At 44.5% G+C, this 25178-nt stretch carries 24 protein-coding genes and 1 pseudogene; 15 read left to right on the forward strand and 10 right to left on the reverse strand.

Annotated features, from left to right (window positions below):
- Positions 1 to 166 precede the first annotated feature (166 nt).
- The 3 genes from ACX5KA_RS03825 to ACX5KA_RS03835 all read right to left on the reverse strand — a co-directional run bounded on the left by ACX5KA_RS03825 (position 167) and on the right by ACX5KA_RS03835 (position 2588).
- A complete protein-coding gene (locus tag ACX5KA_RS03825; RefSeq protein ID WP_039218431.1) occupies positions 167 to 1054 on the reverse strand; it encodes an SDR family NAD(P)-dependent oxidoreductase in 888 nt (295 codons plus the stop codon).
- 272 nt (positions 1055 to 1326) lie between these two features.
- Positions 1327 to 2019, reverse strand: coding sequence for an SDR family oxidoreductase (locus ACX5KA_RS03830; RefSeq protein ID WP_458730456.1), 693 nt, complete (start codon positions 2017 to 2019; stop codon positions 1327 to 1329).
- 14 nt (positions 2020 to 2033) lie between these two features.
- Positions 2034 to 2588 carry a type 1 glutamine amidotransferase domain-containing protein gene (locus ACX5KA_RS03835; RefSeq protein WP_458730457.1) on the reverse strand — a complete coding sequence of 185 codons (555 nt, stop codon included), beginning with the start codon at positions 2586 to 2588 and terminating at the stop codon, positions 2034 to 2036.
- Positions 2589 to 2985: 397 nt separating this feature from the next.
- On the opposite strand from ACX5KA_RS03835, the gene ACX5KA_RS03840 reads away from it, so the two are divergent.
- The 4 genes from ACX5KA_RS03840 (at position 2986) to ACX5KA_RS03855 (ending at position 8162) form a co-directional block, all read left to right on the forward strand.
- A complete protein-coding gene (locus tag ACX5KA_RS03840; protein WP_458730458.1) occupies positions 2986 to 3939 on the forward strand; it encodes a YihY/virulence factor BrkB family protein in 954 nt (317 codons plus the stop codon).
- A 162-nt stretch (positions 3940 to 4101) separates the two neighbouring features.
- Complete coding sequence (locus ACX5KA_RS03845; RefSeq protein WP_458730459.1) at positions 4102 to 5262, forward strand: MFS transporter; 1161 nt, start codon at positions 4102 to 4104, stop codon at positions 5260 to 5262.
- Between the two features lie 104 nt (positions 5263 to 5366).
- On the forward strand, positions 5367 to 7541 hold the full coding sequence (locus ACX5KA_RS03850) for a marine proteobacterial sortase target protein (RefSeq protein WP_458730460.1): 2175 nt from the start codon (positions 5367 to 5369) through the stop codon (positions 7539 to 7541).
- Positions 7542 to 7592: 51 nt separating this feature from the next.
- Positions 7593 to 8162, forward strand: a complete 570-nt coding sequence (locus ACX5KA_RS03855; protein ID WP_458730461.1) for a class GN sortase — start codon at positions 7593 to 7595, stop codon at positions 8160 to 8162.
- A gap of 85 nt (positions 8163 to 8247) precedes the next feature.
- Here ACX5KA_RS03855 and ACX5KA_RS03860 read toward each other — a convergent pair whose 3' ends face one another.
- Together ACX5KA_RS03860 and add are read right to left on the reverse strand one after the other, a co-directional pair.
- Complete coding sequence (locus ACX5KA_RS03860; RefSeq protein ID WP_458730462.1) at positions 8248 to 9678, reverse strand: glycoside hydrolase family 28 protein; 1431 nt, start codon at positions 9676 to 9678, stop codon at positions 8248 to 8250.
- 141 nt (positions 9679 to 9819) lie between these two features.
- On the reverse strand, positions 9820 to 10815 hold the full coding sequence (gene add / locus ACX5KA_RS03865; protein ID WP_458730463.1) for an adenosine deaminase: 996 nt from the start codon (positions 10813 to 10815) through the stop codon (positions 9820 to 9822).
- A 304-nt stretch (positions 10816 to 11119) separates the two neighbouring features.
- On the opposite strand from add, the gene ACX5KA_RS03870 reads away from it, so the two are divergent.
- On the forward strand, positions 11120 to 12028 hold the full coding sequence (locus ACX5KA_RS03870) for a hypothetical protein (RefSeq protein ID WP_458730464.1): 909 nt from the start codon (positions 11120 to 11122) through the stop codon (positions 12026 to 12028).
- Positions 12029 to 12221: 193 nt separating this feature from the next.
- Here ACX5KA_RS03870 and ACX5KA_RS03875 read toward each other — a convergent pair whose 3' ends face one another.
- Positions 12222 to 12863, reverse strand: coding sequence for a peroxiredoxin-like family protein (locus tag ACX5KA_RS03875; protein ID WP_458730465.1), 642 nt, complete (start codon positions 12861 to 12863; stop codon positions 12222 to 12224).
- 256 nt (positions 12864 to 13119) lie between these two features.
- Here ACX5KA_RS03875 and ACX5KA_RS03880 point away from each other — a divergent pair, with 256 nt between their 5' ends.
- The 3 genes from ACX5KA_RS03880 (at position 13120) to ACX5KA_RS03890 (ending at position 14654) form a co-directional block, all read left to right on the forward strand.
- Positions 13120 to 13668 carry a YaeQ family protein gene (locus ACX5KA_RS03880; protein WP_039218456.1) on the forward strand — a complete coding sequence of 183 codons (549 nt, stop codon included), beginning with the start codon at positions 13120 to 13122 and terminating at the stop codon, positions 13666 to 13668.
- Positions 13668 to 13976: a hypothetical protein gene (locus ACX5KA_RS03885; protein ID WP_039218461.1), complete on the forward strand. Its 309-nt coding sequence runs from the start codon at positions 13668 to 13670 to the stop codon at positions 13974 to 13976. Before ACX5KA_RS03880 ends, ACX5KA_RS03885 begins: the two co-directional genes overlap by 1 nt.
- A gap of 267 nt (positions 13977 to 14243) precedes the next feature.
- Entirely contained in the window at positions 14244 to 14654 is a 411-nt protein-coding gene (locus ACX5KA_RS03890; RefSeq protein WP_039218464.1) for a hypothetical protein, read from the forward strand.
- 91 nt (positions 14655 to 14745) lie between these two features.
- Here the strand turns inward: ACX5KA_RS03890 and ACX5KA_RS03895 are convergent, their stop codons facing one another.
- Positions 14746 to 15204: a retropepsin-like aspartic protease family protein gene (locus ACX5KA_RS03895; RefSeq protein ID WP_458730466.1), complete on the reverse strand. Its 459-nt coding sequence runs from the start codon at positions 15202 to 15204 to the stop codon at positions 14746 to 14748.
- Between the two features lie 331 nt (positions 15205 to 15535).
- Here ACX5KA_RS03895 and ACX5KA_RS03900 point away from each other — a divergent pair, with 331 nt between their 5' ends.
- From ACX5KA_RS03900 to ACX5KA_RS03910, 3 genes and pseudogenes are all read left to right on the forward strand, one after another.
- Complete coding sequence (locus ACX5KA_RS03900) at positions 15536 to 15904, forward strand: hypothetical protein (protein ID WP_039218469.1); 369 nt, start codon at positions 15536 to 15538, stop codon at positions 15902 to 15904.
- A 195-nt stretch (positions 15905 to 16099) separates the two neighbouring features.
- Positions 16100 to 16774: pseudogene (locus tag ACX5KA_RS03905) on the forward strand (nitroreductase family protein).
- Positions 16775 to 16964: 190 nt separating this feature from the next.
- The gene (locus tag ACX5KA_RS03910; protein WP_239246413.1) at positions 16965 to 18137 is read left to right on the forward strand and encodes a sugar efflux transporter; all 1173 of its coding nucleotides are present in this window, start codon (positions 16965 to 16967) and stop codon (positions 18135 to 18137) included.
- A gap of 124 nt (positions 18138 to 18261) precedes the next feature.
- Here the strand turns inward: ACX5KA_RS03910 and nei are convergent, their stop codons facing one another.
- Both nei and ACX5KA_RS03920 read right to left on the reverse strand, forming a co-directional pair.
- Positions 18262 to 19083 (reverse strand): endonuclease VIII, encoded by an 822-nt coding sequence (nei, locus tag ACX5KA_RS03915; protein WP_239246411.1) that lies wholly within the window; start codon positions 19081 to 19083, stop codon positions 18262 to 18264.
- Positions 19084 to 19281: 198 nt separating this feature from the next.
- Positions 19282 to 20403, reverse strand: a complete 1122-nt coding sequence (locus tag ACX5KA_RS03920) for a zinc-binding dehydrogenase (RefSeq protein ID WP_039218481.1) — start codon at positions 20401 to 20403, stop codon at positions 19282 to 19284.
- A 173-nt stretch (positions 20404 to 20576) separates the two neighbouring features.
- Here ACX5KA_RS03920 and ACX5KA_RS03925 point away from each other — a divergent pair, with 173 nt between their 5' ends.
- Both ACX5KA_RS03925 and ACX5KA_RS03930 read left to right on the forward strand, forming a co-directional pair.
- Complete coding sequence (locus ACX5KA_RS03925) at positions 20577 to 21173, forward strand: hypothetical protein (protein ID WP_458730467.1); 597 nt, start codon at positions 20577 to 20579, stop codon at positions 21171 to 21173.
- Between the two features lie 146 nt (positions 21174 to 21319).
- Positions 21320 to 23314 carry a RecQ family ATP-dependent DNA helicase gene (locus ACX5KA_RS03930; protein ID WP_458730468.1) on the forward strand — a complete coding sequence of 665 codons (1995 nt, stop codon included), beginning with the start codon at positions 21320 to 21322 and terminating at the stop codon, positions 23312 to 23314.
- A 172-nt stretch (positions 23315 to 23486) separates the two neighbouring features.
- On the opposite strand, the gene ACX5KA_RS03935 is transcribed toward ACX5KA_RS03930, so the two are convergent.
- A complete protein-coding gene (locus ACX5KA_RS03935; protein ID WP_039218488.1) occupies positions 23487 to 23927 on the reverse strand; it encodes an SRPBCC family protein in 441 nt (146 codons plus the stop codon).
- 176 nt (positions 23928 to 24103) lie between these two features.
- On the opposite strand from ACX5KA_RS03935, the gene ACX5KA_RS03940 reads away from it, so the two are divergent.
- Together ACX5KA_RS03940 and ACX5KA_RS03945 are read left to right on the forward strand one after the other, a co-directional pair.
- Entirely contained in the window at positions 24104 to 24931 is an 828-nt protein-coding gene (locus ACX5KA_RS03940; protein ID WP_039218491.1) for an SAM-dependent methyltransferase, read from the forward strand.
- A gap of 12 nt (positions 24932 to 24943) precedes the next feature.
- The gene (locus tag ACX5KA_RS03945) at positions 24944 to 25147 is read left to right on the forward strand and encodes a hypothetical protein (RefSeq protein ID WP_239246405.1); all 204 of its coding nucleotides are present in this window, start codon (positions 24944 to 24946) and stop codon (positions 25145 to 25147) included.
- Positions 25148 to 25178 lie beyond the last annotated feature (31 nt).

Consider the following 25178-nt stretch of genomic DNA (forward strand, 5'->3'; position numbering starts at 1 on the left):
AAATATTTCTTAACTGATCGGCATTAGGCTCAAGCCCCTTTATGAATTTGTAGCATTACCACTTTATAGCATTACTAACAAATGCTTAAAGTTACAATGTAGTACACGACCAACGACCCATTACAAAAGTTGAAAACGGAAATCTTGTTCCTCAGTGTGCGTAGTTCTAAAAAGTAACAATTTCGTCATTGATAAGGTGACCAACAACCGGACTCTGCTCGGCATCCACAAAAGCGCTGTCGATAGCATCAAAACGCGCCGTGGTAACCTTGCGATAATTAGGGTGAGTATAAATATAGGTTTGCTTGGCCTTTAGCGCTTCTACCACACGCTCCGCGAGTACTGTTGCAGCAATACCCGACTCTACTGCCTTAGTGGCTGCTTGAGCTCCTGCTTTAAGCTTTTCTTTATCAATGCGTTTTTCAGCTGCTACTGCGTATTTTTGCTGCCTATTTCTATACGACTCGTGAATGCGGGTTTTCACGAATGCTGGACACAATACAGAAGTATGGATTCCAAAAGGTTTTAATTCTGGTACCCAGCTTTCTGTCATAGAGACAACCGCAGCCTTTGATGCGCAGTAGGCCGCCGCATATGGCATGCCCATCATTCCTGCCATCGACGCCACGTTTAGCACCCAGCCTCCTTCGCCGTGCTCTTTAATAGCTGGCACGCATGCTTGTGCGCCATAAAGTACGCCCATAACGTTGACGTCCATTACCCAGCGCCAGGTCTCATGCTCCGAATCTTCAACTTTCCCCGGCGTACCGCCAACGCCAGCATTATTGATGACCATATGAACCTTGCCAAACTTCTCTTTGGCGTTAGCTACAATATCTTCCCACTGAGCGTAATCGGTAACATCAAGGGCGCAAGTCAATACATCGAAACCTTTCTCACGTAAGTCGTTACCCGATTCGGTTAATACAGCATTATCAATATCGCCCATGACGATATTCATACCCTGCCGTGCCAATGCCTCAGCCAGCGCTAACCCTATGCCGCCAGCGGCGCCAGAAATAATAGCGGTCTTACCCGTAAATTCGTTCGACATCTTACTCTCCTGTTATTGTTATTGCGCCGCGGGCCCTTTGGGAAAGCCATTTCGATGAGGAGTTTGCAATCGCCTATCTCACTCAACTAGCGCTTATCTACACACCTAGATTAGGGGTAACAGGATGGGGAAAATACTTTATTTGGCTAATTTGAATAGCTTCATGAAATTAATAAGGCAGGTTAAAAGTAAGGGCGGGGCAAACAAAAAAGGGCAGTGACTAACCTTGCCCTTTGCTTGAATAAATTACCTCTTACCCGTGGTTAGTTCGTTTACTTCGCCGGCATAACATAAACCTCGCGAACGCAGGCTGACTCTTCTGCGCTTAGGGCAAACAATACCGATTTTGCGATATCCCCTGGCTGAAGCTTATCTTCCTTAGGTTCATCGAAAAATGGCGTATTCACCATACCAGGACAGATAGTGGTACAGCGGCCGCCCCACTCGCGCATTTCTTCGGCGAGGTTCTGACCGAAACCATAAGCAAACCACTTACTTGCCCCATATACAGAGCCTTTCAGGGCTATTCGACCGGCGACCGAAGACGTAATAATGAAGTGGCCTTGCGTATCTCGCAGGTACGGCAATCCAGCTTTTGCAGTATAAAGCAGTCCATTTACGTTTGCGCCCAGCATGCCATCCCAGTCATCTACGTCCCCCTTTTCAATGCCGGCGGCTTTCGCGCCACGCCCGGCATTAGCGAAAATGCCGTCAATGCGACCGAAATGTTCGCTCGCCTTTTTAAACGCCGTATCGACATCTTTAAAGTCGCTAACGTCAGCTTTGACAGCAAATGCATTATCATTGCCAAGCTCTTCGACTAAGGCACGCAATTTGTCCTCACTTCTTGCTAAAAGGGCAACGTTAAAACCGTTATTTACCAGTTGCTTTGCCGTTTCTTCGCCAATGCCGCTGGAAGCCCCCGTTATCGCGATAACCTTTTTATCTGTAGCTGAGGTGGACATACACTTCCTCCTTTTTACTGGGCAACCAATTCACTAATTTTGCTTACGAAAGCTGGAATATCATCTGGGTTTCTACTAGTGACTAGTTTTGAGTGGGTCACCACTTCTTCATCAACCCAGGTCGCACCAGCATTTTTGAGATCTGTTTGGATACTAGGAAACGAAGTGAGTGTTGCACCTTTCGCTAACCCAGACTCCACCAGCAACCATGGACTATGACAGATAGCACCTATAGCTTTAATACTTGCCGCGCTGTTTGCACTTTTGATGAAGGCAACAGCATCTTCGTTGGTACGCAGCACATCGGGATTGATTTGACCGCCGGGTAGCACAAGGGCATCGTAATCTTCAGGGTTTACAGACGTAACTTGTTTATCAACGTTAATTTCTTTTCCCCAGTTGTCTTCGTCCCATGCTTTAATGGTCGTCTGATCATCAATAGATAGCACGTCAACTTCAGCACCTTGCTCAATAAACTTGTCTCTTGGTTGAATCAACTCGCTTTGCTCAAAACCATTGGTTGCCAAAATAGCGATTTTTTTGCCTTTAAGGTTTTGGGTGTTGCTCATAGTGTTCTCTCCTTCTGAAAGACGAAATGTAAAGCTAGTAAAAACAGGGGTCGCCACACGACAGGAATAACTGTCCGCCTACCACCATTAGCAAATCACATCAGGTGAACGCGTTAGTTTGTACATGGCATAACCTAGCTCTTACTATCTAGCTAAGATGCTATTGAAGGTGCAAATTACAAACCATCCAAACCAACAAGCGTAAACCATTGATTAAATTACAATAAATAAAAACCAACATTTTCATCAACATTGATAGCCACGCACATATTCAGATTTTGTGAACGATTTACAGAGCTTCTTTCTCGTTCCTTTTTTAAGTTGATGTAAGCCGACAGCGAAGTTTTCATGTATCAAGCTTTAAGAGTTTTATCGTTTAGGCAAAACATGAGGACACATGAGCAAGGAACGTTTCAACCACGCTAAATCTGCATTCGAGCTTTCTTTGAAAAGTTGGTGGAGTATTTCAAAGCGTATTTTCACTAGCCTGCAAAAAGATAACATTCCTCTTATCTCTGCTGGCGTTGCCTTTTACTGCTTGCTGGCTATCTTCCCACTATTAGGGGCAACTATTGCCTTGTATGGGCTTATTGTCTCTCCCGATGAACTGCAAAGTCATATGGCATTGCTGGTAAATGTAGTACCAAATGACAGTCGCTACATCATTGAAGAACAGCTTAAAAATTTGACCGAGAAGTCGAATACTGCATTAGGCTGGAGTTTTTTATTTACTCTGCTCTTGTCACTGTGGAGCAGTAGCAAAGGCGCCAACGCACTGATAAAAGCATGCAACATTACCTATAGCGAGGCGGAAGGAAGAGGCTTTTTCAAAGGTATTCTAGCGCGCATTACGTGCACCATATTTATGATCCTTACCGTAATTGTGTCCCTCGCCTGCATCACCATTTTACCCGAAGCAATAAACTGGATGACGTCAAATGCCCTTAGTACCGAGCAAGCCATGTGGGTGACTTGGCCAGTTATGCTGGCCCTATTTAATATTGCGCTTTCAGCCCTATATCGATATGCCCCTCACCGAAGAGAAGCCCAGTGGCGCTGGGTGACGCCGGGTTCAGTTTTTGCCACGTTATTATGGGTAGTAGCCTCATATGGCTTTTCGATATACCTCAATGAATTTGGAAGTTACAACAAAACCTACGGATCCGTTGGGGGCATTATTATCTTGCTCATGTGGTTGTATTTAACCGCCTATATCATTCTAATCGGTGCAGAGGTGAACTCGTCGATAGAGCTACAAACCTCCGCGGACAGTACGGTAGGAGAAGATAAACCTATGGGCGAAAGAAACGCATTTGTGGCAGATCATACACCGGATGATTTAAGGCGCTAATGCTTAAACTATCTGAGGCGCATGCACTATCTAGCAGCGCCTTCCTCACCATCAATTTTTAGCATCTTTACGAGCATTTCTTTTCATTTTACCTATATCAGAATTTGCCTCATATTCGCGCCGCGAAATTATATTCTCTTTCCTTTGATGTAAGGCATTACCTTGGACAACACCCTTATCCCGCCGGCCAAAGCGCGGGTTTCTGTTCCCGTTATTGCGCTGGGTATGTACGCAGTTGCGTCTGGCTATTTGATGAGTCTGATCCCACTAATGCTCAGCCATTACAACCTAGACACGGCTATCGCCAGTTGGCTGGCTAGTAGCTTTTACGCAGGATTACTTGTAGGTGCCCTTAGCATTGAACCGCTGGTCACCCGCATTGGGTACAAGCACGGTTTTGCACTGTGTTTAGGCATCCTTGTACTTACTATCGCAGTAATGCCTTTGTTTGCTCACACCGCAGTTTGGCTTGTGGCTCGGGTAGTGGCTGGGGTTGCTGTAGCGGGTGTATTTGTTATCGTAGAGTCGTGGCTTTTACACGGCGACGAAGCTGATAGAGCCAAACGCTTAGGCTTGTACATGGGCGCACTGTACGGGGGAAGCTCTTTAGGTCAGTTAGGTATTGGCGCTATTGGCGTAGGCGGCATGCTTCCTTTTGCTGCCATTTTCACCATGTTGATTTTAGCCATTGGCGTACTTTTGTTTGCAAAGAGCGAGCAGCCTGAAGCTTCCCACAGTACGCCACTATCGCTAAAACAAATATCGAAGCTAAATCATGCCGCAATTATTGGTTGCATAGTGTCAGGCTTAACCCTAGGTGCCATTTACGGCTTAATGCCTCTTGAACTATTAAACCGGGGCATTGCTCATGACGACTTGGGTAGCTTAATGGCCTTAATTATTTTAGGCGCTATGGCAGTTCAACCTTTAATTCCTGCGCTATCCAAGTACTTAGGCCGCACGTTACTCATGGCACTATTTTGTTTACTGGGTGTCGCCGCCATAACATTAACCGCAGCAGTTAGCGGTATATACGCTTTGGGAGCAGGTCTGTTTCTATTAGGGATGGCAATATTTGCCCTATACCCAGTGGCAATAAATCTGGCCTGCGACAAACTCGATGCTAGCTTCATTGTATGCGCCACACAGGTCATGCTTTTCAGCTACAGCGTGGGTTCAGTAGTAGGCCCACTCATTGCCGATAACTTTTTAGTAGGCCCTCAAGGGTTGATGGGCTACTTATTTGCGTGCTTACTTGCTACCAGTATTTATATGTTGATAGCCAGTGTTAAAACGAAAGGTCGTGCTATGGCAGGCGAGTAACACTCTCGCCACCATTGCCCATTAGATTGCCATAATCTCTGTTCACAATTCGCCCTATTCAGGGCGTTTAATGGTAAGTATCGATACTAAAGCGAGCTTACCTGATGCTATTTTCCAAAACACCCAAACGGGATTATTTAACGCCTGCCAATAGTCACAAACCTTGGTTTAGGGAACGGCAGCATGCAGCCAAGCCGCGTAATCACAGGTTGCTTATCCTTACTTCCTTCCTGTGCTTTTTGCTTGGTGTAGTAGTTAGCCCGCTAAGTCGCGCTGAGTCTGGCGAATTGATGCTGCAAAGCGTGGACGGTGAGTCTTCCCCCGCTCTATTGCATTCAACTGACGTGGATTTACAGGTGAATGGCATGATTGCGCACGTTACCTATTCTCAAAAATTCACTAACACCAGTAATGAATGGAAGCATGCCGTTTACACCTTTCCGCTTGATGAAAACGCGGCGATTAACAGTATGGAAATGCGTATAGGAGACAGAATAATCCGGGGGCAAATTAAGCCGAAGGCAGAAGCGAAAGAAGCATTTGAAGCGGCCAAAAAAGCGGGAAAAAAAGCCAGTTTAACAGAGCAACAACGCCCAAATTTATTCACCCAGCAGGTCGCGAATATAGCGCCGGGTGAGGAAATAACGGTGACACTTCAGTATGTCCAACAGGTAGACTACCGCGATGGAAAATTTACTTTTCACTTGCCTACTACGCTCACTCCTCGCTATTCGCCCGGCATTCCCCTAAATCAGTTTAACGAGAATATAGAAGCTGAAATATCAGGTACAGGTTGGGGAGAACCCACAGATCAGGTACCCGATGCCAGATCTATCACGCCTTATATGAGAGAAGGCAATGAAGGCCCGCAACTTACGTTCAACGCAACACTAAATACTGGTTTAACGCTTAATAGCGTCACTAGCAGAAATCACCGTGTGAATTGGTCAGAATCCACAGGTAATTATCTTGTCACCTTTAATCAAAGCAATATCAAAATGGACCGAGACATTTGGCTAGAGTGGCAGCCTTCGCCCTCTAGTGCACCACAAGCAGCTATTTTCACTGAATCAAAAGATCAGCATGACTACGCCCTTGTTATGCTAATGCCGCCACAAGTGAAGAGCCAAGATTTACAGGATTTTGATCGCGATATTACCTTCGTTATCGACACGTCAGGCTCTATGGGAGGTCGCCCGATTGTCGAAGCGAAAGAGAGTTTACAATTAGCGATAGACCGCTTGAGTGAGAAAGACCAATTTAATGTTGTAGCATTTAACAATGACACCACGCGTTTGTTTGAAACCTCGGTAGAGGGAACAACACGAAACAAGCAATATGCGAGGGACTTTGTAAAGCACCTCAATGCAGGGGGCGGCACTGAAATGGCGCCAGCCCTTAATGCCGCACTTAAACGCACGACAGCTGAAAACTATATAAAACAAGTTGTCTTTATCACCGATGGGGCGGTAGGCAATGAAGCTGCATTGTTCTCGCAAATAAAGAACGAACTCGGTGATGCGCGCCTTTTTACAGTGGGCATAGGAGGCGCGCCTAATAGCTATTTTATGACCCGAGCCGCTCAGTTTGGTCGCGGAAGCTATGTATTTGTTAGCAATACGGCAGATATTAAACAGCAAATGGATAGCTTGCTTTATAAATTAGAAAGCCCTGTGTTGAGTGATTTAAGCCTCACTCTACCAGCTGGCTATGCACAGTCAGCAGAGATTTACCCTTCTAAGATCCCTGATTTATACGCGGGAGTTCCTTTACTTTTGAATGTGAAACTGCCTCATAACGCCGGTACAAGCGGAAAAATAGCCCTTCAAGGCGCACTTGTAGACAAGCAGGGCACTACTCGCGAGTGGACCCGTTCGGTAGCGATATCGCCAACGTCGACAAGTTCTACTCAACACCTTGGCGTAGCGACTGCTTGGGCAAGAAAGAAAGTGGCGGCGTTAATGGATGAAAAAGCGTTAGGGCGAAATGTAGATGAAGTAAGACAGGACATACTTGCTGTAGCCCTGCCCCATAAACTGATAACAGAGTTCACCAGCTTCGTTGCTATTGAAGAAAAAATAGCAAATACACAGGGCATACCGTCTTCCACCGAAAACGTAAGAAACTTAATGCCACAGGGAACGCAATTCAGACAAATCAGTTACCCCCAAACCGCAGCGGGTGTATCTGAACATGTCGTATTAGGCATGATTGCCATGCTTTTATTGTCGCTTTTTCACAGCGTCGCCTTCTTGCGAAACAAAAGGGGACGAGATTAGCACCTTAAGCTCATTTCTTTATTTTTTGACTGAATATTGCTTGGACAAACAATGATTAAATACTCTTTTACCATCATCTTAGTCTTGATCGCCGCAGCCAGCTTTGGCAAAGCTGGCTGGATATTACTGAAAGCTGAGCTCGCGCAGTATTTGATTCAATCTTCGTGGGAAGAAACGCTAGCCACTGGCGCTAACCAGAAGCCTTGGCGTTGGTCTGATACTTGGCCAGTGGGCAAGCTGGTTCACGCCAAAAGCGAGACGCAGCTGTATGTACTAGAAGGCGCACAGGGAAACGCCCTTGCATTTGGCCCTGGACATCACACCGACTCGCCCCCACTCGGACAGGGTGGTAGTGTGATTGGCGGGCATAGAGATACTCACTTCACGTTCTTAAAGAAGGTGAGAGCCAGAGATATTATGCAATTGCAGTTGCCGAACTCACAGTGGGTAACCTATCGGGTTGTATCGAAGACGATAGTCGATGCCGCCTCGGCAATGAAAGTAGATGTAAATGGGCAGCAGCTCTATTTAGTTACCTGCTACCCATTTAATGCGGTATCAACACAAAGTAATTTACGCCTTGTTGTTGAGCTAGTCGAAACTGAAAGCCAGCGAACCTAAATAGGTTCGCCCACAATTAATTAGCCGCTTGTTTGGGCGAAAATAAAGGACCAATGCGAACAACCTATCGCATTTAACCTGTTTTCTAGCGAGTAACAGATTCAATGTGCAGCGAAGAAAACGTGCCGTTCCAGACTTGCTCACCTATGGTGACATTTTCAAAACTAATATCGTCGGCATTTTCTAGGATAAGAATTTCTTCTGCTTCCTTGATTTTAATGTCTTTGAACTTAACGTTAAGCACAGGAACTGCGTCTGGAGCGTGAATTTCCAAAACCGTTCCCACATTTTCTACCGTTAAATCTTCAATAATAATGTCGGTATAGGTAGCCGGGAAATTACCATGTAAATTACTTGGGTAGTTTAGCTGGAACCAGAATAAGTGCTTAAACGAAGCCACTTCACTGCCTCTAATTCGAACCATTTCGACGCGCCCGCCTCTGTCTAAGTTGCTTTTAAAACGATATGCTGAGTCTCCCTCATGCAAGACATTGTTCTCGAAAAATACGCGCTTAATGCCGCCAGACATTTCCGAACCAAGACCAATGCCGTCTTCCCCGCCTAAATCATTGTTTCGTGCAACAATGTCTGTGCTAGGTATACCTATATTTCGACCGTCTGCGTCTCTGCCAGACTTAATAACGATACCGTCATCACCGGTTCTAAAGTGATTATCTTCAGCAAGCACAAACTGGCTCGACTCAATATCTAACCCGTCGTTATTGTACAGGTGACTTTCTACCTTCACTCGTCTCACCGTAGCATGAGACGTATAAACCAGATGATTAACCCAAAACGGGGAATTCAGGGCCGTATAATCTTCAAGCAGCACACGCTTGGCGTGGAAAAACTGAATAAGCGGAGGGCGTAAGTAATGCCCTTCGCCGAACTGACGCTTCTCTACTGGAACGCCATCAAACCCCATTTTACGAAGCGCATGCATATCTGTATTTTGTTTCTCATACCAGCCAATGAACGCCGATTGGGCATTTCCGTCGATAGTACCTTTACCTGTAATTGCCACATCTTCCACATTTAGCGCATAAATTAGCGGTGAATAGGTAAACACCTCAGTACCCTCCCAACGGGTTTTAACCACCGGTAGGTAGTGCGAAGGGTCGCCGGAAAACAGCAGAGTAGCGCCCTCCTCTAGGTGCAAATTCACTTTGCTTTTAAGACGAATAGGACCGTCTACTTGCCATGTTCCTTTGGGCACAACAACAATACCGCCGCCGCTGGCAGAAGCCGTGTCAATTACACGTTGAATTGGCGCTCGCGCTGCGCTTAGTGAAGTATCACTCACATCAACCACAAATTTTTCGTTTGGAATAGTGGGCAGCTGGATCTGATTTACAATCTGTTCAGCAATTTTCCAGTCTTCGTCAGTAGATGCCGACGCACAGGAACAAGTTAGAAGGGTCACAATAAACGCCCCCCATCCCAAAGCCCGGCGGTGTGTGAAACGGCTGGGGTAGCTACTCATAGAACGGTCAACATCAGGTATAAAGCGCAGCATAAAAGCTCCATTATTTAAGTCGTAACTGATTACGTTTAAGAAACAAAATACTCACATCACGACAATAATGCCACCGGTGGCATTATTAATCAAAATAATGTTACTGCCCGTTTAATCACGGCACGATTTTTATCTTTCGGATTAGTTTACTTTGCGCTTAAGGACGGCTTTTTCGCTTTCACTTAAAAAAGCAATTGCAAGCGCATTCTCTTGCGCTTGTTTAATATGAGAAGGCATAAGGCCAGCTTGCTTAGCTGCAACGGAGAATTCGTGATCTAGCTCTACACCTTGAACTGCCGGGTCGTCGGTATTCAGGCAGGCGAGTATGCCGTGATCCAAAAAGGTTGTTAACGGGTGCTCTGTTAATGATGTGACCGTGTTCGTCAATACGTTGCTGGTTAAACAGCTTTCAATACCAATACGGTTGTCGCGCAAATAGTCCATTAGCTTAGCATCATTAACAGCATTAACGCCGTGTCCTATTCGCACAGCACCTAAGTCGTTAATGGCTTGCCAAATACTCTGTGGGCCTACTGCTTCACCTGCATGAATTGTGATAGGTAGCCCTTCGCGGCGCACTTTTGTAAAGTGCTCTATGAACATGTTGCCAGGAAAGCCTTTTTCATCTCCCGCCAAATCAATTGCAGTTATATGCGCTTTACAGGCCAAGATTGAATCTAGCTCATGCTGACATACTTTTGCGCCATAAGAACGCGACAAAATACCGATGAGATTAACTTTAACATCGTGATCTTTAGCTGCGCTTTTTACACCGTCTATCACGGCCTCAACCACACCTTGAGTTGGTAGCCCGTGACTTTCACCCATAAAATAAGGACTAAAACGCAGCTCTGTGTAGTCAATGCCCTGCTTAGCCGCATCTTCTACATTCTCTATCGCCACTCGTTTGCAGGCGTCGAGACTGCCTAACACCTTAACGCCCCAAGTAAGCTTATCTAAAAATGACACCAAATCGGGGGCGATCTCCATTACTTGAACATGCGGTCGCAAGCCCTCTAACGAATAAGCTGGCAAACAAATGTTAAATTGCTGACCAAGCTCCAAAATCGTCTGCAGACGCACATTGCCATCTAAATGACGATGTAAATCAAGTAATGGAAAGTTTTTATTTATCATGGAAATACGATGAGTTAAGGCGTAAGCCCTACTATACCACTTGACGCTGTAAACCTCGCACTCTTGCAGAAAATAACTTTTTTATAGCGGGACAAAACAGTGCTTTTTTTGAAACAAAATTTGTTTTAAGTTCGCTCTTGGCATCTAACTTTACTCTATCGATGCTTTTCTTGATTACTTTTCATAATTTTCAGTAGCAACGAGCCAGTTGCTCGTTGGCGTGCGCCTTGTCAACAGGCTAAATACCACCAAAGAGCAACAGGCCTCTTCATTATCACCAAAAAACACTAACAGGAGCACAGTCATGTGCGGAAAATGTATAGAAGGCTGCTATTTAGCAGGCTGGCGTAATGGCGTGTATTCATTCGAACATATGCAGGAAGAACCCGATTTTATGGGGAAAGATGTAAAGGCAGCCCATGGCTTGGTGGAAGCGGTATGCTCATTAGGTTCTTCGCTCAATGAGCTCCAGGCACTTGGATTAGCGGACTCGCCAATGATAGCTTGGGCAGCATGGATTTATTCGAGAAACGAATTGCACACCCAAATCGATTTGACACGGCATGACGACGTTCTTAAATATCAGAGGGGCTTGCGTCATTCAAAAGAAAGTAAATGGGCTGAGATTAGTGCCCTCTACCCGAACATTGCGAAGTTTTTAGATAACCTAACGCTTCAAGACATTGCTAATACCCTCGATGAAACGCTTCTCGATGAAATTGAGACATGCCTTCTTGCTCTTCATGGTAACGGGTATTACACCTTTGAATTCGTAGAGTCTATGTTCGCTGCTGAAGGGCTATTCCCCATTATTGAGCTAAGTGAAACTGCAAAGCCGTCACTGTTTGTTGACCACGCACTTGAAATATTCTTACTAACCGAACATCTTTTACACTTTCGCCCATTGTCTTGGGCGCTTCGTGTGGCGTTAACTGTTGACTTAACGTGCGATTTCGACAGCTTTCATATGGCGTGGCGTCGATACACCGCTAACCGCGTGTTAAACGCGCTTCTAATAAATCGCAATTTGAAAGGTGTGTACGCGTTAGCAAGTACACTTGAACTCAATACCGTTCACGCTATATGTCAGCGGAACGTAGCGAATAAACACTTACTTACTCAGCTATTAAGCGTCGTAAACAACTGTAAAGGCGACACTTATATTGAACCTAAACGTCTAGCCGCGCACATCACTTCATTGATCTCAGTGTAAATGCTTACTCCTTACACTTTGATATTTTGAGATACGGTGACTCGGTGAATGGTTAAGTACAGCTCGTTATGACAGTCAAATACGTGCGAATCTAACTTAATCATTATAAGACGCGATGAAATGCAGTGCTCGATATCATAGAGTACTTTTGGCATGCCTTACCAAGAACAACGCCTTGGTAAGGCTATTCGCATTACATTTCTTTTTTAAGGGTTTTCGCAACCGCTAAAACTAAGTCTGCCGACGGGCGAACTTTGAAGTCTGGGTTAACATAACTAAACAAAACCTGCCCTTTTTTATCGAGCATGAAGATGCTGGGTGCTGGTAAAACACTATTACCACTTTCATCTTTTGTTAAGTTAATGCCATAGGTTTTGTACTTTAACTCAGTCACAGTATCTAGGTAGAATCCAACGCCGAACTCACGAATAGTGTCTAGTTTGTCGTCGGATAAAAGCGTAACCAAGAATTCTGTTTCAAGCTTTTGCTCTTGCAAGCGCTCTGGTGATTCAGGTGAAATGGCCAAAATCTGATAGCCCATATCCACCAAGTCTTTTTCAATATCTTTAAGCTGGGCAAGCTGCTCATTACAATACGGGCACCACCCGCCGCGATAAAAAAGTACAATGCTGGGCTTTTGCATGGTAAGCGCTTGTAAGCTTACCGGCGAACCATCTGCCATTTTAAGTGTTGTTTTAGGCACCACTTGACCATTAAGCAACGGCGTTACTGAATCTGCATCTTCTGCAATAGTGCCACGCTCCAAAGCATACGCATTTGATGCGCCTGCTATACAGCCGAACATTAACATCGCCATAGCCACTAGTCTCTTCATCAACCCTCTCCGTTTTCATTTTTGTTTGTTTAGTTTTTGGTTATCCGCGCTTTGCGCGATGTCCAATATGACCGAGAAGCTTCACTAGAAATTTCGCGCTCCAATAAATAAACCGACAAATACTTGTATTGGGCGCTACTCACCTACAGCGAAATTTGCTTTTTACTGCTACTATAGCGCCAAAACTTGCTATGCCACTTTTTTACATAGCACACGGGGTTAACTTCAAGCCTCCTAAGAACAAAGCAGGAACACCATGGCTCTTAAAGCGACCATTTTTAAAGCTGACATATCCATAACGGATATGGATCGCAATTACTATAACGACCACAACCTTACTATTGCCCGTCACCCTTCTGAAAATGACGAACGAATGATGCTGCGCGTGGTTGCGTTTATTGTTAATGCTCATGAACGCCTACAGTTTACCAAAGGACTGTCTGACGACGACGTTCCAGATTTATGGCAAAAGAGTTTTAGCGATGAAATAGAGCTGTGGATTGAGTTAGGCCAACCCTCTGAACAGCGCATCAAAAAGGGCTGCAATCAAAGCCAACAAATGATGATTTATTCCTACGCCGACAACAGCTTCGACGCGTGGTGGAAGAAAGAACATAACAAGCTACAAACCAAAAAGAACTTATCAGTTTTCACTTTGCCAGAGTCGCTTGCCGCTACTTTGGCCAATGCTGTTCATCGCTCTATGCAAATACAGGTTACTGTTCAAGATGGACAAATGTGGCTAACTATTGAAGGTGCGGATGTCACCGAGAGCGTTGAAGTGTCTATAGAGAAGCAGTTGTAATGAAAAAACTTTCTGCCGTTCAACTCAAACAGCAAGCACTGGTTTTTAGTGTAGCCGATAGCCTTGAAGCACAAGCGCTTGAAGAGTTAAAAGGTATGCAACAGTGTTGGTTTGACGTTCAGTATCATCAATTCCCGGGTTCTTTACTGCTTCGCTTTCAATTCGAAAATGAAGAAGCGGTGTCAAACGCTGAACCCGAGCTAAAGAAGTGGCAGCGAAAATTAAGCGCAGCGCTGCTTAAAAAAGGCGTCGTGTTGAAGGATATGCGTCGACATCTTATATTCACCACACAAGGCCCAGAAGAGTAACCCACATCACGCTTTGCAGAACAGGATATCCAAATTCTTTGTTCAATCTTAGCTAGGTTTGTTTTTGGTTATAAACCTTTCATTTTTCGGTATAAAGTCTACTTACACTTTATCTGGTAAGTAGGCTAGACTGGATTCGTCGAATATGCAGCTTGCCGAATATGATCAAAAAATGGCACGTAGCAAGTGGTTTCACAATGCCTATTCGGCCACACCATGTTGACAGGCTTAGAAATAAGCCACTATCCCAGCAAAAGGAGCTTCACAATGAAAACTAAAGCAATGGCGTTAGCACTGTTACTGTCTTTAATGGGCTGTACTGAGTCTAGCGAAGAGACGAAAAGCGAAGTAAAAAAAGAGATGGAAAAAGCGGGCGAAGCGACAGCAGACGCCTATGACAGCGCAAAAGAAAGTGCTGCAGATTCTTGGGATAAAACCAAAGACGCGACCTCTGAGGCGTATGAAGACGGTAAAAAAATGGCTTCTGATGCATATGAAGACGGCAAAGAGATGGCTTCAGACGCATACGAAGATAGCAAGAAAATGGCCTCTGACGCATACGACGCAACGGCTGAAAAAGCAGGCGAATTTAAAGACGCCGCAGCGAAGAAAGCTTATGAAGCTTGCGTAAAAATGAAAGAGCAAATGGGCGGCGACGTTAGCGAGTGCGACGATTAATTTAATCTTCCAGCGAAAAACAAATTTGAAAGCGAACCTTCGGGTTCGCTTTTTTGTTGGTGTTTAATTAAACAAAAGTGAGTCATTCACGCTATTCACACCCGGCTAGAATCACAGCGTCTGGTGTTATAGTTAAAGGTGCGACCCTTAGCAACGTATTAATACCTAAAATATTGTTCCCTTTGGGAAGCACGGCCACTTCCACTGGCCCCACTTCGCACGAATTTCCTATACGAACCGAGTTTAATTGATACTGAGATATTTTAACGATCTTTCCATTTGCCATTCTGGCAGCAGAGGTTCTGGTTGCAAGAAGCTTTTGATTTCTTGTTAGCGCATCGAACGTAGCTTGATTGAGGGTTAATAAGCTTGAACCCGTATCCAATAGAAACGAAGCCTTTATGTTCGATTCTAGGGTCGCTTCTAGATACAGTGTTCCGCCTTTGCTTTGTGAAAGAGGAATATTTTGCTCTATCGCTGACACGGCAGATGTACATGCTAACCAAAAAGTTAGCAGAACAAATATGGGGATTTTATATTTTACACTCACCGCACATGCACCCTTTGTCGACTCTTTACATAGGTGTTGATTGACAGCAAGATAAAGACCAAAGGGTAAATGATTGATTTTACCGAAACTCTACAATACCAGACGGTGCTATAGCACCATAATAGTGCACATAACCATCCATTCCGCACCATCGTTAAACACTCCGTTTTCAACGCAGCAGCTTCTCTTTCAATCGCTCTCCATTCTCTTGATTACTCAAATTCTCTATATCCAGTTAGGTGATAGCAATCATCTATCACCAATACCCATTGTTTAGAACATTTTTGGTCATACAATAGACTAAAGTAGCAATTCAACGAGAGGACACGACATGAAATTACGCTATCTATTGGGTTCATTAATTACAGCTGTTTCGCTTGGTTTTTCTGCAAACGCATCGCAAGCTATGACGTCATCAACTGATGAAACCGTTGATGTACAAGTAGTTGATTATTCAGGAAAGCCGCCATTTAAACGCAAAATAGTAAGCTTATCGGTTAACGATGTAGCGCAATTAGAATCAGTAGGGCAAGAAGCAATTGAATACGTAGAAGTGAAAGAAGTCATCATGCGCGGTAAACCACCGTATCGCAGAGTGACAACCATGATGCCTGTGTATGATGTTGCCCAACTTGAAATGCTAGAAGAGCAAACTGATACTCAGAAACGCGGCACTCGCCCGCCGTTCAAACGCCACTAACAATATTTCTTACTATCAACATATTGCACCAAAGCGATTCACTTTTGCCTGAGTGAGTCGCTTTTTTATTGTGCATACTCGTTTACGCTATTTTTTATTTCGCGGTGTTCAACAAAGTCGATTTAGCGCGTTTTTATTTTTATTAACGTGCCACAAACGTTAGAGTAATTAAAAGCAATAAAAAAGAGATAATAAATGCAACCTCATGACCATTCTCCGCTAACTGATTTTATTAAATACCCTGAAGAGCAAATGCTTACTCGCAGCGAGGAGTTTTTGAAAACCATGCAGCGTCGCCACAGCATTCGCCATTTTAGCGACAGACCCGTTGATAAAGCGGTAATTGAAAACTGTATTTTGACCGCTGGCACTGCACCTAGTGGAGCGAATCATCAGCCTTGGCATTTCGCCGCGATACAGTCGCCTGAAGTAAAACAACAAATACGCGAACAGGCTGAAGCGCATGAGCGCGGTTTTTATAATGGGCGTGCGGGGCAACAGTGGCTAGATGACCTAAAGCCGTTAGGCACTGACGCAAGTAAACCCTATCTGTAAACCGCGCCTTGGCTTATTGCCGTATTCAGTCAAAAATTTGGTGAAACAGAAACGGGCGAAAAAAGCCAAAACTACTATGTGCACGAATCGGTGGGTATCGCGGTGGGTATGCTTATTACTTCGCTTCACAATACAGGTTTGGCAACCTTGACCCACACACCAAAGCCAATGAACTTTTTAACCGAGGTCTGCCAACGGCCTGATAACGATCGTGCTTATATGCTCATTATTGCGGGCTATCCGACGGAAAACGCCACAATTCCTGCACACGCCATGCAGAAAAAGTCGCTTAGCGAAATTGCGAGCTTTCTTTAAATTTAAAAAGCGCGCAGTGCTTGAGCATATGAAGTAAACCAAGTATTTAAAACGGCATAACTAATAAAAGCTTTGTCATAGACATTAGATACGCAGCACTTATAATGCGCCCTCGTTATTAAGGGCTGCGACCTTTTCTTTACGAAATTCGGTCAACCACGTTTAACAGTCCCTCGGAGCTCGTATCCTCATGTCATCGCGTCACGCATTTTCTCCACAGCTTCCTTTTTTACTGTTAAGTCTATTAACTGGCCTAACATCGTCGTTTGTTACGCCACTGATGAGCTATTTCCTCATTGATGAGATCAACGTTGAGCCTATTTATATAAGTATTTATATGGTGTCCGTTACGCTATCAGGGTTGGTGATCAGTCAGTACCTCGGGCACTTGGCAGACAAAGGTTTTAACGCAAATCGTCTTTACGGGCTAACCATGATTTGCGTGGGCATCGCCATGGTCGCCTTTATCTTTAGCAAGCAGTTTTGGCATGTGTTCCTTGCTGGCGTCTTGTTTATGTCGGTGGGCGCTGGGGCAGTGTCTCAAATGCTGACCGTTTCGGGGCTATGGGCAAAAAACCAAGATATCGATTTAGCCGCATTTAACTCAAAAGTTCGCGCGGCCATCTCTCTTGCTTGGGTGGTAGGCCCGCCGCTGGCATTTACGCTGGTTGCCAATTTTGGCTTCGCAGCGTCCTTTTCGGTGGCTATCGCGTGCGTGGTTGTTGCGACGCTTTTTGTGGTTAAGGTTGTGCCTGGGCAAAAAGCCAATCAACACTCACTCAACACTACTCTAAAGGGCTCGTTATCGCTGCCTTTTTGGCTGGTTGGGTTGGCCATACTTGCCGGAATGGCGGGCAATGTCATGTATTTATCATCTATGCCTTTGTACGTAATGAATGAACTGGGGTTGCCGGAAAATTTGCCAGGGCTGATGATGGGTGTTGTGGCTGCACTTGAGATACCTACTATGCTGCTAGCAGCCAAATTAGCGCGACGCTTCCCTCCTGCGGGTATCATGGCAGTAGCATTTATTTTCGGCTGTTGCTTCTACGTTGGCGTGTACTTTTCTCAGTCGAGTTGGGAGTTATTGACCCTTCAAATATTAAACGCGCTGTTCTACGGTTTATATGCCGGTATTGGATTGACCTTACTGCAACAACAAGCGCCTGATTTGACAGGTTTTACTTCAGCATTTTATTCAAACGCCACCCGCGTGGGAATGATGTTGGGCACTATTGGCGCGGGTACCGTGGCCCAATTCTTTAGTTTCAGAGATGCCACTATTGGATCGCTATGCATCGCAACATTTGGGTTAAACGTGATGTTAGTATTCATGTTTGTTAAGCGTCGAGTACATCGCTGAAGGGCTACCAAACCTCATTGATTGGGTTACACGCAAAACTCAATCAAAATGCGATACCGGTTAATAAGCAATGTTGCTTAAGTCGATAGCAGGCTATCTGTAGGCTAAAAGAAAGCGTTCGAGATCACTTTGCCTGACATTGACCACACCAATAAAGACGTCGCCCATTATACGTTTGGCGTTTTATTGGAGTGGCGCAGACTCTACAAGGCTGCTCTTCCCTGTCGAACACCATAAATCGCGTACCTTCAAAGTTAACGCCTTTTGCTTCAAGCACTTGGCGTAGTTCTGTGTACACGGTATAGCCGCCGGTTTCACAACTGCGTTTGCATATTGCTAAGGTGTGATGTGCCAAGCTACGCAGCTGCTCATCATCTAACTGAGAAGGTTTGAGTGAAGGATGCACACCTGCTGCAAACAATATTTCGCTGCGAAGGTAGTTGCCCAGCCCAGCCATAAAGCGCTGATCCAAATATAAACCGCTTAGCGCGCGGTTATAGAATGCTTTTGAACGTAAGCGTTCTAATACCAACTCTTCTGTTACTGAATCGTTGAGTACGTCGGGCCCAACTCTTTGTAAAAAAGGGTGTTCATGAATAGTTTGTGTTGGCCAAATGCTAATGTCAGACGCACTATATAAAATAGCACTGTGTGTTTCGGTATGAAGCCCTACCCTTAGCTGGCGGGTAGTATCGGGGATTTCGTTGCGTTTACAGGTATGCCACACGCCATAAAGTTGGTTGTGTGAATACATAGAGAGCCCATTGCTAAAATGGGTAATTAGCGCCTTGCCACGGGTTTCCATGCGCAAGACGTTTTCGCCTTCTAGCTGTTTAACATAGGGTTTTAGCTGAGCTAATCCAAACTCTACTTTTTCTAGGGGGATATCTTTTATCACCGCTTCGACTTTATCTGCAGCGCGACGAATCTCTGGGCCTTCAGGCATGTTGTCTCAAATACCTTTTATCTCGGTTACGGGTTACTTCGCATCATTTTCAGCTTCTTTGCAGCTAGATGATAACGAATACAAAAAAGGCCTGTAGCCTTTGGTGTACTTTAAACCTAAGTTTGTACATCAAAGATCAACAGACCCTTTTATTAATCAAAGTTTAGCTGAAAATGCCGTATTTAAACGCTGCGCTGATTAGCCCTTGTTTGGCACAATCAGGTACTTAGTGCCGGTCTTTTTCGCGTTGTACAACGCCACATTTTCCGGCTGAAGGGCTTCTTCAAGACTTAGCTCTTTACTATAAGACGACGCAAAAGTTGTGTTAATTTCCGTTGCCACTTTTTGGTAAAGCTCACCTACACGCTTCTTATCAAGCTTGCCTAAGAAGCGCATTAGCAACCAACCACCAATGCTCCACGTCATACCATAAGCGCGGTTTAGAATTGTCGGAGAGAAGTCTAAGCCGCCATAGATATAAACTTGTTTATTGCTGTCAGAACCATAGGTGTTGAAACCTTTTGCATCTTTACTGCCCGAGGCTTCCATCATGGTAAGGATATCGCTAACTAGCTCACCGCCACCAATGGCGTCGAACGCAAGTGTAGCGCCAGTGCTATCTATGGCCTGGTAAAGTTCAGCTTTGAAATTCTCGCTGCTGGAATCAAGCACAATTTTCGCGCCAATACCTTTAAGTAGGTCTACCTGCTCTTGGCTACGTACAATATTAACTAGCTCTACGCCCTGTTCTAGACAAATTTTGTTTAGCATTTGCCCAAGGTTAGACGCCGCGGCAGTGTGAACCAAGGCTTTATGCCCTTCCATACGCATGGTTTCAACCATACCAAGAGCAGTAAGTGGGTTAACAAATGAAGACGCAGCTTGTTGCGGCGTAGTGCTATCCATGTGAGGTAAACATGCCTGTACGGGCACACACGCATACTCTGTATAAGCTGCGCCGGTAAGAATAGATACTGTTTTGCCCATTAATGCCTGCGCTTCAGGGCTGTCGCCCGCAGCAACCACTGTACCTGCGCCTTCGTTCCCGATAGGCAAAGTTTGGTCAAGACGAGACTTAATACGGCTTAGCAAAGGCTTGTGTACCGGCGCAACCAACGCGCTCTTATCAGCATCGAAAGACGCCTTATCAAGGCTTGCTGGCCCAAACATAGGCCACATATCTGACGGATTTATTGGAGAGGCTTCCATGCGTACAATCACTTCATGAGCCTTCGGCTCTGGAACGTCTACTTCTTTTAGCGATACCTGAAGCTCACCTTCTGATGTAATTAGCGTAAATAGTTGTTTAGATTTATTCATATTGACTCTCGTGCCCTAAAAATTAAACGCTGTATGTGTTGTTAAGCTAACACGCCACCACTATCAGCAGTATTTATATTTCGAATACATATGCGTTTCGATGGTTTATACACCCGATAATCTAGATGAGTTACACTGCAAAGCGTGTATCGACCTGTAATAGCGAATAAAAAATGAAAAGACATTGTACCTACCTCTTTCTAGGACTAATCGGAATGAGCGATGTGGCGTTTGGTAAGGCTGCACCTTTGGTCTCAATTTCTACCCACGACGCGTTTTTTAATTCGATAAAAGCGCTCTGCGGTAAAGCGTTTCGAGGGAAGGTGAGTAAAGATAATGTAGGCAATACCTTCGGTGATGCAGAACTTGTTATGCACATACGAAAGTGCACAGACTCAGAAATCCAAATACCTTTTCATGTGGGTAACGACGCATCTCGCACTTGGATTCTAACGAAAACCGGCGCGGGTCTTATGCTGAAGCACGACCACAGAAACAAAGATGGCAGCTTTCATTCTTCAACCATGTACGGCGGGCACACTGTAGATGATGGATATGTCCAAGTTCAGTCATTCCCCGCAGATGCCTATTCAAAAGCATTATTTATAGAATCTGGGATTGCAGCATCGACAGATAACGTTTGGCAAATGATGATTTACCCCAACCGCTTTAGCTACCGATTGATTCGCCCTGCGCGCGAAGTACAGGTTGATTTCGATTTAGATAGTACAGTTTCGGTTCCCAGTGCGCCTTGGGGCTACGCAGATTGATTTAAGCTGAAACTGGACTTGGGTATCGTTGCATTTATTACCACCACACCTTATAACAAGTTTTAAATTGCAAAATATATCTTGTTCCCACCTACGACTAGATAGAATCTAGTAAGACCTGAATTATCAACCACTTGGATATAAAAATGCCTTCTAACCACAATCTTTTACAGCAGCTTTTTGGTTTCTCAGCGTTTCGTGAGGGACAAAAAGAGGCTGTGGATTCTCTACTTAGTGGGCATTCAACGTTAGCAATCTTTCCGACTGGCTCGGGTAAATCGTTGTGTTACCAGTTCGTTGCTACGCAGCTGCCACATTTAACTTTGGTGGTTTCTCCATTACTGGCGCTAATGAAAGATCAGCTGGAATTTTTGCATAGCAAAGGTATTGCAGCAGCTAGCATCGATTCCACCTTAACACCTGAGCAAAACAAGCAGGTGATGAACGACGTGCGTTCTGGGCAGTGTAAAATTTTAATGGTGTCAGTGGAGCGTTTTAAGAACGAGCGTTTTAGACAGTTTATTGAATCTGTTCAGGTAAGTATGTTGGTAGTTGATGAAGCGCATTGTATTTCTGAGTGGGGCCATAACTTCCGCCCAGACTACTTAAAACTCCCCGTGTATCAGAAAGAGCTTAATATTCCGTTAGTACTTCTGCTCACAGCTACTGCCACTAAAAAAGTAAAAGATGATATGACAGCGCGCTTTGATATCGCGCCAGCTAATATTATTCAAACAGGGTTTTATCGCCCTAATTTAAATCTACGTGTTCGCCCCGTACTTGAACCAAACAAAAACCACGCCCTACTGGAAGAGATTCGCAAGCAACAAGGTGCGGGTATTGTTTACGTTACTTTGCAAAAAAGCGCCGAGGAGGTAGCCCAGTTCTTACAGCAACAAGGGTTTGATGCAAAGGCTTATCACGCTGGTCTCGACAGTAATGTAAGACAAGGTATCCAGCAAGATTTTATGCACAATAAGCTTCAAGTGGTTGTGGCTACCATTGCCTTTGGGATGGGCATTGATAAGTCGGATATTCGCTTTGTCATTCACTACGACTTGCCGAAGTCTATTGAAAACTACAGCCAAGAGATTGGAAGGGGGGGAAGAGACGGTAAAGCAGCAAATTGTACCGTGCTTGCGAATCTTGACGGATTGGTCACCATAGAGAACTTCGTTTACGGCGACACGCCAGATGAAAGCGCCATTCAACGGGTAATTGATGATATTAAGTCGCAAGCCCTTGATGAGAAAAATTCAGCGGTACAAAATGACCGCTCTATTCATGGCGACAGCAACCTTTTCCAGTGGGAAACACAAATAAACAGCCTATCGGGTGCAAGTAATATTCGTCAGCTTCCTCTTAAAACCCTACTTGTTCAGCTAGAACTCGCGAACGTTATACGCCCTTTGTACGCTTACTTTGCTGAATACAAATTCCGTTTTATTTCTGATAAAGCCGCCATTCTTAGCATGTTTTCAGAAGAGAGAGCGCGCTTTTTAGATGCTGTATTCACGCACTCAAACATGAAGAAAGTATGGGGTGTCGTCGATTTTGACAGCATCTATCAGCATTATGGTGCCGAACGTTCAAGAGTGGTTGCAGCATTAGAATATTTGCACGAACACAATGATATCGAGCTCGCATCGCGCTTAATAACCGATGTTTACCGAGTTAATGACGAACTGCTACAGGATGGCAATCTTTCAAACCAACTCGCCCACTATTTTGCTGAAACCGAGCGTAAAGAGATCAGGCGCATCGCAGCACTTGTAAGCTTCTTCGAACAAGGCACCTGCTTAAGTCATAACTTGTCAGCGTATTTTGATGATACTCAAGCACCGAAGGCTTGTGGACATTGCAGTGTTTGTGAAGGCGATGTGGCAACGCTTAGCTATTCATCACCAATATCAAAACCAGATAGTGAGAAGGTATTAGAAGCTATGACGGCGCTAAAGATGCATTTAAGCGGAAAGTTTGAAGCCACCATCACGCCTTCTATTTATTGCCGTTTTTTAACTGGCATGACCATGCCTTTATTTAGTCGTTTGAAAATAAGACAAGTGAAAGGTTTTGGCAGCTTTGAACACTGCCGATATGCAGACGTTCTAAAACAAGTGAACGCAAATTCGTGCAGGTGACTTATTGGTACTGACTGTTTTGTCTTCTCGATAAGAGCCGGTATTAAATTGAGCCAGCCCCTTATTGCTAAAAAAGGGCCGACTGTGCTAACTATCTGGCTCACTACGCGCCAGTTGTATGAACTATGTTTATTACGCGTTTAGCGAATTGTTTTCTTAATTTAACGGCGATTCACGCCATACTATCAATCTGCTTTAATATACTGCCAAATGCGCGGCTACCAACACTTTGAATCTGTTTATCGAAGTACAGGCTTCCCAAAAGAAAAATAGTGATATGCCCTTTCGAGCGCCACGTCACGTGGGTTTTTCCACCTTCATCTTTAAGGGTTATTTCACCCAACTGATGATCATAAGGTAATGGCTTAGACTTAACCACTTTATAACCCAATTTATAAGGCGGCTCGTAGGCCACTATCTCTTCGTGAAGGTTCGAGCCCCCTGAAATAATCTCGCGCACTGCACCTAGCCCATTTGGTTCATCACTACCCTTTACCAGTAAATTCGACTGCTCAATAGCTTTAAACTGCGCATAATTAGCGTGATCACTTAATATTGCAAATACCTTTTCAATAGGTTGATTAATGGTTCGCTCTACATGTATTGAAAACACGCTTTGTTCCTTTTTATATATTTTTAATTAGCGATATTTTTCGATAATAGCCTAAACACTATAAAACCTTTACTTAATAAAACTTATCGTTAATCGGCAAAACTGTGAATATAGCAAAAGCCTTAATTCTAATTTATAGTGGCAAAATAATAGTGTCGTAGACGGTTTAGGATGTAATGGACACCACTAAAAAAGGATCGCTAGTTGTGGTCGGCACAGGTATAAGTGTTGCTGGGCAAATGACCATTGCTGCTAGAAGCTACATTGAAAATGCCGACATCGTGTTTATGGGGATCATGAACAAAATTGGCGAACACGTGGTGACCACTCTTAATCCCAATAGCGTTTCGCTAGACGACCTTTACGAAGAAGGTAAGTCACGCGCGTTAACCTATTCTCAAATGGCCGATAGAATTGTAGCGTCGGTGATGGCAGGCAATAAAGTATGCGTTGCTTTTTATGGCCATCCCGGAGTTTTTGTTACTCCCTCTCATGAAGCCATCCGCCGTGTTCAAGGAATGGGCTTAGAAGCGAAAATGCTGCCCGGGGTTTCGGCGGAAGATTGCTTAATTGCCGATTTAGGCATAGATCCCTCACGCTTTGGTTGCCAGTCATACGAAGCAACTCAGTTTCTGTTTCGCGACTACCGTATTGATCCACACATGACACAAATTATCTGGCAAATTGGGTTAGCTGGGGAAGCAACATTGAGTGTGTTAGACGCTAATCAAAGCCAGTCAGGCCTTGCCATGCTGGCCGATATTTTAGCAGAGCATTATCCTACGGACCATGAACTCATTATTTATGAAGCCGCGACACTGCCTCTTTGCGAACCCAAAATAGAAAGCGTGCGACTTTGTGAACTTGAATTCGCTAAACCCACATTAGTGTCGACCCTCGTCGTTCCCTCGATAGGTATGCCAGCCTATCGACAAGACCGATTAGCAAAGCTAGGGCTGACCGAACAGCAAGTTATTAAATATAGAAACCCAACCATAAATTAAAAAGGATAAAAAATGGCAAAATCTATTCAAGATTTCTTGATTGAGTTGGATACCAACAGCAAGCTTATGGAAGCCTATAAAAGCGACCCAGTTGCAACCGCTAAAAAATACGGGTTATCTGCCGAAGAGGTAAAAATAATTGCAGATCAAAACTGGGACGAGCTATCTAAGCGCTTTGACGATACCAGTAAAACCATTCGCGTTATTAGCTACTAACTACTGAGCTATCCCCACGAATAGTAAAATA

Source organism: Alteromonas alvinellae (genome assembly GCF_902705805.1).